Annotated in this window: 5 protein-coding genes; 1 reads left to right on the forward strand and 4 read right to left on the reverse strand. The window is 39.7% G+C overall.

Annotation, left to right across the window (positions count from 1 at the left end; all coding sequences use genetic code 11):
* Window positions 1–184: 184 nt before the first annotated feature.
* Window positions 185–886 (reverse strand): YczE/YyaS/YitT family protein, encoded by a 702-nt coding sequence (locus tag K6G87_RS00205; protein WP_296832222.1) that lies wholly within the window; start codon window positions 884–886, stop codon window positions 185–187.
* A 294-nt stretch (window positions 887–1,180) separates the two neighbouring features.
* Between K6G87_RS00205 and K6G87_RS00210 the strand changes: the two genes are divergently transcribed.
* On the forward strand, window positions 1,181–2,095 hold the full coding sequence (locus K6G87_RS00210) for an EamA family transporter (protein WP_296832225.1): 915 nt from the start codon (window positions 1,181–1,183) through the stop codon (window positions 2,093–2,095).
* A 169-nt stretch (window positions 2,096–2,264) separates the two neighbouring features.
* On the opposite strand, the gene K6G87_RS00215 is transcribed toward K6G87_RS00210, so the two are convergent.
* From K6G87_RS00215 to K6G87_RS00225, 3 genes are all read right to left on the reverse strand, one after another.
* Window positions 2,265–5,198, reverse strand: a complete 2,934-nt coding sequence (locus K6G87_RS00215) for a glycoside hydrolase family 3 protein (RefSeq protein WP_296832227.1) — start codon at window positions 5,196–5,198, stop codon at window positions 2,265–2,267.
* Window positions 5,199–5,342: 144 nt separating this feature from the next.
* Window positions 5,343–5,900: a GtrA family protein gene (locus tag K6G87_RS00220; RefSeq protein WP_296832230.1), complete on the reverse strand. Its 558-nt coding sequence runs from the start codon at window positions 5,898–5,900 to the stop codon at window positions 5,343–5,345.
* 94 nt (window positions 5,901–5,994) lie between these two features.
* Window positions 5,995–8,229: glycoside hydrolase family 3 C-terminal domain-containing protein (locus tag K6G87_RS00225; RefSeq protein WP_296832233.1), on the reverse strand; the 2,235-nt coding region annotated here is incomplete at its 5' end.

An 8,229-nucleotide genomic window follows, 5' to 3' on the forward strand; every position in this document is an offset into this window, starting at 1 on the left:
TAAGATACTCCTGTTTTCTCTCTGATCTTTTCAACCTTTTCGTAATTTTCCATAAATTGTTTCCTTCCTTTCAGATAAGTTTTATTTGATATCTGAAATGATACACAGCCCAAATTAATATAAGATTTTAGAAAGATTAAAATCAGATTAAAATACAACAAATGCGCGTTTCTGTAATTTACATTCAAGAAGCATGCCTTGATCTAAGCACCTTCATAGAACCTGTAAGTGACTGGTGATGGACAAGAGCGGCATTAAAATGAACTGTATGAAATGCAAACTGCATTATAGGTCCTGTTGCAAATGCACATATTAATGTTCCTATTCCTACAGGTCCTCCAAGAATCCAGCCAATAAGTGTTGCAAGGCTGAGTAAAACTATGCTGATAGCTCCAATAGGAATCTTTTTAATACGTTTGGACAGGCCGACAAGGAGTGTATCTCTTGGTCCGCATCCAAGTGATGCTATCATATATGTATACTGGGTATAGCCCATTATGAAAAGTCCCACAAGCATAAGTATTATTCCCTGAGCAGAATATTTGCAGGTCTTTACAAGATCAAGGCTGTCAAAAAAGTCTACAGCTTTACCAACAACTATAGAATCAATAAACATTGCAATACCTATAGGTTCTCTTAACAATACATCAATTACAAGAATAGAAAGAGAAACAATAATAGAAGCTGTTCCAAATTTCATTCCAAAGGTATTGGATAATCCAAGATTAAGTACATCCCACGGTCCTGCGCCAATACCGGCCTGAATGGTCAGATAAATTCCAAATCCATTAAAGAAAAGACTGATGGCTGCAATCATTATATGAAGCATAATTGCCCCTGTAGTCTTATTTTCATATATCTCTTTACGTTTTAAATAACTAAGCATCACTATAACCTCAAAATACTAATTTACATTAACCCAAACCTTGCGCAGAAACATGTGCTTCTATCCTTGCAATTTGATCAACTTAATCAGCCTGTAAAGATTATACCGGCCAACTAATGTCTGCATCGTATTTGTTTATATCATATTAATTTTACTCATACAATATATTTTATTCTTTTAACCAAATTTGTAAGATTATGCTTTTAATTGCGATAATTTTTATTATATGATAGAAATAACGAGTTAAAGGTTATAAATAATAATACGCCCATATGGGCTAGAAGGAGACAATGTATGTGGTTTATTTTCACACTGGCTACTACCCTTATCTGGGGTCTTGCCGAGCTATTCTATAAAAAGGGAGCATTACCTAATGAAAAGTATGCTCATCTTAAGATCTGCATCTCTGTTGGTGCAGTAATGGGAATCCACGCCATATTCACTCTTTTGACCAAGGATATTGGCTACGATCCTATAAACCTTATAATGTATCTGCCTGTGTCACTTCTCTATATCATATCGATGGCTTTTTCATTCTTTGGAATGCGTTTTATCGAAGAGTCCATATCTGATCCTATAGAGAACACTTCAGGCGCTATAGCATCCCTTTTATGCGTTATATTCCTGCATGAAAGACTTGAGATTCCATCTGTTATAGCTATTTTAGTTATAGCAGTCGGCGTTGTAGGCGTGGGATTTCTTGAAAACACCGGAACTACCAACAGAAAGGCCAAGATTGGCAAGAAGATGGCTATAATCGCTTTCACTATGCCTTTCTTATATGCAATCCTTGATGCATTCGGTAGTTTCTTTGATATTTATTATCTTGATGATGTATCTACAAGCCCTCTTGTAGGTATTACAGAAGACACGATTGAAGAGGTTGCCAACACAAGTTATGAGCTTTCATTTGCCTTTGTTGCGATCATTCTTTATATCTTCATCCGCTCAAAAGGTGTTAAATATGAACTTCCTAAGCAGCGTGATAAAATACTTGCTGCTATCTGCGAAACTGCAGGACAGTTCACTTATGTATTTGCAATGAGCGGTAATGGTGCTATTGCAGCTCCTATCATTTCTGCAGTATGCGTAGTATCACTTCTTCTGTCACGTATATTCCTTAAGGAGAAGCTCACTGCAAGGCAGTATTTCTTCATCTTTATGGTAATTGCAGGTATACTTGCACTTGCAATAATCGAAGGCGATTAACCAAAACAGTTTTATATGTGCCTTATAAAATGAGCATTAACACATCTTGCATAATAGGAGGCACGAACATCTCGCACTAGCAAAAGGTGGGAACGGATAACCGCTCCCACCTTTTTTAAGTGATCACTTACTTTTTATTACCATGTATATCTTATCTAACGATATCAGATTATTTCTGAGCACCGTTCTCTACAACTACTTCTGTTTCTTTCTTCTTGGCAAGATATTTCTTAACTGCGAAGTACTCAAGACAAGCAAGGATAAGAACAAGAAGTACGTCTATAGCAAAGAGGATCTTCTCCCATGTAGGAAGTCCTGTCTTTATAGCTGAGTCATATGCACGGCTGTTAACTACAGTGTAGAGAATGTTCTTTGAAGCCTGTCTCATGGCAATTACAGATGTAGCACTTGTCTGATCTGTAACTGTTGACTGATCTGTAGCATATGTAGCAAGCATAAGGTCACAACCATTTCTGATCATTCTGTCTGAATCCTGGTAACCATAACCACCGAAGTAGTCAGTTTCAGCAAGACCTCTAAAGCCCCACTCACCACGAAGTACTGTGTTAAGAAGTGCAGAGCAAGCTTCTGCAGGTACTACACCGATGTTGTTGAATGCAACCATTGTTGCACCTGCATTTGAATTCTTGAATGCAATTTCAAATGACTTAAGGTAGATCTCACGCATTGACTGCTCATTGAGCCATGTGCAAAGGAGGTTGGTTCTGTTAGTCTCCTGATCGTTAATAGCAAAGTGCTTAACGTATGAGTATACGCCCCACTCTCTTGCACCATTTACAGCATTTGCACACATCCATCCTGCAAGTACGCCATCTTCTGAATAGTACTCGAAGTTACGTCCTGCAAATGCAGATCTGTGAGTGTTAGTTGCTGGAGCATACCAACCTGATACGTCCATATCATTAGCCATACGGCCGATTGACTGACCAAATGCAAGAGCCATATCCTTATTCCATGTGCAAGCGATCATAACTGCTGCAGGGAATCCGATAGAACCCTGACCTGTGAAGTTGTTGTTGATAGAAGCAGGACCATCACAGTCGTAAGTCATAACCTTACCGATTGAATCAATTGCTGATGTCTCATATCCACCAAGCTCGATAAGTGTATTCATCTCTGATACTGTAAGCTCATCAAGAAGCTCATCCCACATAGGATCATCATAATCAAGACCACGAAGTTCTTCGAGTTTGATTCCGTTCTTAGCTCCTGTTGTAGGCATTACATCAGAATCGTCATTAAAATCTGTAGGATCATAGTTGGTTTCGTTGTAATATTCTGCCTTGTACTCATCACTAAGCTCATATGATGTAGGAGCTGCTGTAGCCTCAGCATAGTTAGCAAATCCGTCTGCACGTGAAAGGTATGTTACATCACCTTCAGCGAACTCGAACTGGTTTGTAGCTGCAACTTCATCAGATTCACGCTTGTTGGACTCGTCATAAACGATTGTAGAATCTACAGAAACTGTATCTGTATCAATCTTGTTGTGTGAATCAGTATTGATTGAGATTTCATAATCTCCAGCTTCAAGAACATAGCAGCCTTCGCCGTATGTATCATATGAAGCCATGTCTTCAAGTGCAAATGTGATTGTAATTGTCTCAGATGCACCTGGCTCAAGTGTCTGTGTCTTAGCAAACTGAATAAGGTTTGCTGCTGACTTCTCGATACCACCATTTGTATAAGGAGGATTGTAGTAAACTTCTACTACGTCCTTACCTGCAACATCACCTGTATTTGTAACTGTAACGTCGAAAGTAATGTTTGTTCCATCATTAGTTATGTCACCCATCTCCTGAGTGAATGTTGTGTAAGAAAGGCCATAACCGAATGGATATACTACAGTATTGTCATAATCAAAGTCCATATTGCCGGCAAGGCTTTCAGCATAAGCTGTCTCATAGTAGCGATATCCAACATAGATACCCTCTACATAATTAACGAAAGTAGGATAAGCCATGCCGCCATCAGCGAACATATTAGCTACACCATACTCTTCCATGTTAGTGTAATCAAAATCACCAAAGTTATTAGCTGTTGGTGTAGTAAGAAGATCAGCTACAAATGTATCTGCTGTCTTACCTGAAGGATTAACATTTCCTGCAAGGATCTCTCCAAGAGCGTCAAATCCTGTCTGACCTGTACCAGGGCAGTAAAGAACTGACTTGATATGTGAATAATCATTAACAAAGCCAAGCTCCATAGCATTAGCTGAGTTTACTACTACGATAACGTTGTCAAAGTTAGCTGTTACTTCATCAAGAAGTGCCTGCTCTCTGTTTGAAAGCTCAAGATATGACTTTGATGCATCAAGGTCATCTTCCTGATCTGAGTAGCGAACACCTGAAGCTCCGAACATTCCTTCTGTAGAGAAAGTATCTTCTCCGTCATAAGATGTTGGAAGATCGGCACCCTCACCACCTGAACGAGCGATGAAGAAAATTGCTGTATCAGAGTATTCCTTAGCATCTGTAATAAGACTGCCATACTCTGAGATTGTAGGTTCAGGAATAGTCCAATCCTGTCCCATCATACCAACTGTAGGTCTTTCTGTTCTCCAGCCTGTATAGAAATCTACAAGATCCTGGTTGTACTCAATTCCTGCATCAGTAAGACCTGTAAGGAAGTCTACTGTAGGATATGCATCAGAAAGAGCTCCTGAGCCTGTACCACCATAAATAGGATTTGTTGATGACCATCCAAATACATTAACCTTTGTTCCTTCTGCAAGAGGAAGGGCTGCATCATCATTCTTAAGAAGAACGATACCCTCTTCTGCAATCTCTGTACAAAGAGCTTTGGCCTCTTCAATAGCCTCATCTGAAATTGTGCCACCACCCATGGCCATGTTTACCATAGAATAAACAGGTCCAAGTAATATAGTGTTAACTACTACTACCACTATAAGTGCGAAAGCAAGCCATGCTTCCTTTCTGATAAAGCCCTTTAAAGGCTTCTTTGCTTTGATCGCACAAATTGTTGCGACGATAGCAAGTACTAATGCCACACCCAGAACTACGAGCTGTGGAATCATTGTTTGAATTACGGCGATAACGTCCGCAATATTGATTGATAACATTTTTCTTCTCCCTTCTCTTCTTTCAGAATAATACTGAAATCTATCTCAAAGCTTCTATAAAGCTTTAAGCACTCTTCTATGTTTCAAACCTTTATGTCTTAAGCATTTATTTATGCTTCAAACATTTATGTCTTTAACACTTATTTATGCTTCTACAGCCTTTGGTGTTTCGGGGAAGATGATCTTGTTTACAAAGAAGAAGACCACCATGGATACACCGCCGTTAAGCACTGTTGTTCCGATATTATAGAGCCATGCCGGAACGAAAATACCTGCAACTGCAACCCAGATACAGTTAATTGAGTTAACAATACATGTGATAACTATAAATGCTGCAACATACCATGCAATCTGTTTGCCTGGCTTATCATGATTACGGAAGACAAAGAGCTTCTGGATTGGGAAGTTAACGCACTCACCAATTACCATTGCAATCATATAAGCTGTGAAGTAAGCAAGTCCTCCGTGTGCCTGATCATAACCAAGTATGTTCCAGTCAAAGGTTTCACCAGCGATCGTAAGAGGAATTCCAGGCCATCCAAATGATGTATCACCAAGGAATGCAAATGCTGCCGGTAAAAATGTAAGAAGCAAATACTTAAATACTGTGATCAGATTACTTACGATCACAAACAGTCCACCCTCACGAACCCATTTTGCTGCAGCAGGGTGATTCTGCACAAAATTTATCCATAAATTCATAATTCCCTCCATTTATATAGTTCATTGCTATATATCAAAATTCTGAACTTTATTAAGCATATTAATGATTTTGGTATCATTTAAGTCTGTCTGATCATTCCTTATGAGCAAGTCTTTGTTCATACTTTTTGTTAGCGCTTTGGTTCTTAAAGAATCCTGTGATCACACCGCCAAGACCCTTGAAGAAATGTCCGTTTGCAATAGTTACAATACTTTCAACCATCTGTCTTGATACCATTCCGCCTGACATTTTGCTTATAGCTCTAAATGGCATATTGTAGATGAACATTGTATTAAGATCCGGAACACCCTTTTCATAAGACTTATCAAGATTTCTCTTAAGCACCTTGTATACCAGTCTGCAGATGCCGCTCTTTGCATCCTTCATCTGGCAAAGCGCATCATTGATATCAAGAGGTCCTACCTTTTCTTCAGGAAGCGGAGCACCATAAAGCTTTTCAAACTCTTCATAATGAACATTTCTTACTTTTCCCATCTTGTAGCTTGGAAGAGTATCAATATCATAAGGAAGTTTATCTGTTGTTCCCTCTTTGCCTATCTGTCCTTTAAGCTTTATATCAGCAACGCTTGCGCCTACATATATCTGATACTCTCCACCTTCTATCTCCCACTTATTTGAAACAGTTGAGAAGTAGCGGAAGGTCTTGTCATCAAATGGAATTTCTACTTCCTTGGTCTCTCCGGCTTTGATCCATACTTTCTTGAAGCCTTTAAGCTCCTTCTTTGGTCTTATAAGACCAGACTCGCTCTTACCTACATATAACTGGGCTATCTCTGCTCCGTCACGCTTACCGGTATTTTTGATCTTGAACTTAACGCCGTCAGCTCCTACAAGGAGGTCTGAATACTCAAATGTTGTATAGCTAAGTCCAAAACCAAATGGGAACTGAACTGCAACATCTGCTGTATCATAGTATCTGTATCCGATGAAGGGTCCTTCACGATACTGAAGATTTCTCTTGTCCTGATCTGCATAGTTGACTATAGAGCAGTCTGCATATGAGAAAGGATAAGACTCTGAAAGCTTTCCTGTAGGAACTTCCTTGCCTGTTATGATGTCAAGAAGTGCTGATGCTCCTGCCTGACCTGTAAGGTATCCGTGAAGAAGTCCCTTTAATTTATCGATAAAAGGCATCTTGACTGATGAACCTGCACTCATCACACCAACTATGTGTTTGTTGTAAGAATAAAGATCTTCAAGCTCTTTGATCTGGTACTCAGGGATGTCTATTGACATTCTGTCTGCACCTTCGCTCTCTGCAATCTCATCAAGTCCGAAGAAAAAGAGAACTACATCTGCCTTTTCAGGATCGTCTACAACCATAAGATCGTAACCCTTGATCTGATCTGCAATTGTCTCAACCTTAGTTGAATTAACCTGTGAGCTTCCTGAACCCTGATAACGAGGCTTATTGACAAAAGGTCCTCTAAGGCATACTTTTGTGCCCTTTTCAAGAGGAAGGATGTCATCATCATTTTTCAAAAGAACTGCAGAATTGACTGCTGCCTTTTTAGCAATAGCATGATGAGCTTCCTTATCAAATCCCTTAGTGTGATCGTTATCTCTAAAGTAGATAGCTGCTTCTATAATAGGAAGGATTGCTCTGTCAATCTCTTCTTCAGTTATTCTTCCTTCACCCTTGGTTGCTGCATTTATCAGCTCTCTTGCTGAATCAAGTCCGGGATTAGGCATCTCTACATTAGACTGACATTTAACGCCTGCAACATGATCATTACTTGCACCCCAGTCAGTTACGACTATTCCGTCAAATCCCCATTCGTTTCTTAAAATATCTACAAGCAAATGTTCATTTTCATTTGCATATTTACCATTTACTTCGTTGTAAGCGGACATTATTGCTTTGGCGCCGCCTTCTTTAACAGCTATCTCAAATGCTGTAAGGTATATTTCTCTAAGAGTTCTCTCATCAACAACGGCATTCATAGCCATTCTGCGATACTCACGAGAGTTAACTGCAAAGTGCTTGGGGCATGAATAAATGTGTTTTTTCTGAATTCCCCTTACATATGAAGCAGCCATCTTACCCGCAAGTATAGGATCTTCACTAAAGTACTCAAAGTTTCTTCCGCAAAGTGGAGAACGCTTCATATTAAGACCAGGTCCAAGAAGCACATCAACGTCCTGTGCAACTGCCTCTTCTCCAAGTGCTGATCCTATCTCTTCTCCTATAGCAGGATCCCAGCTGTTAGCAACTGTTGCTGCTGTTGGGAAGCATGTAGCAGGAAGAGAAGCGTTAAGTCCAAGGTGGTCTCCGGCGCCTTCCTGACGGCGAAGTCCGTGAGGTCC

The organism is Butyrivibrio sp. (assembly GCF_024699075.1).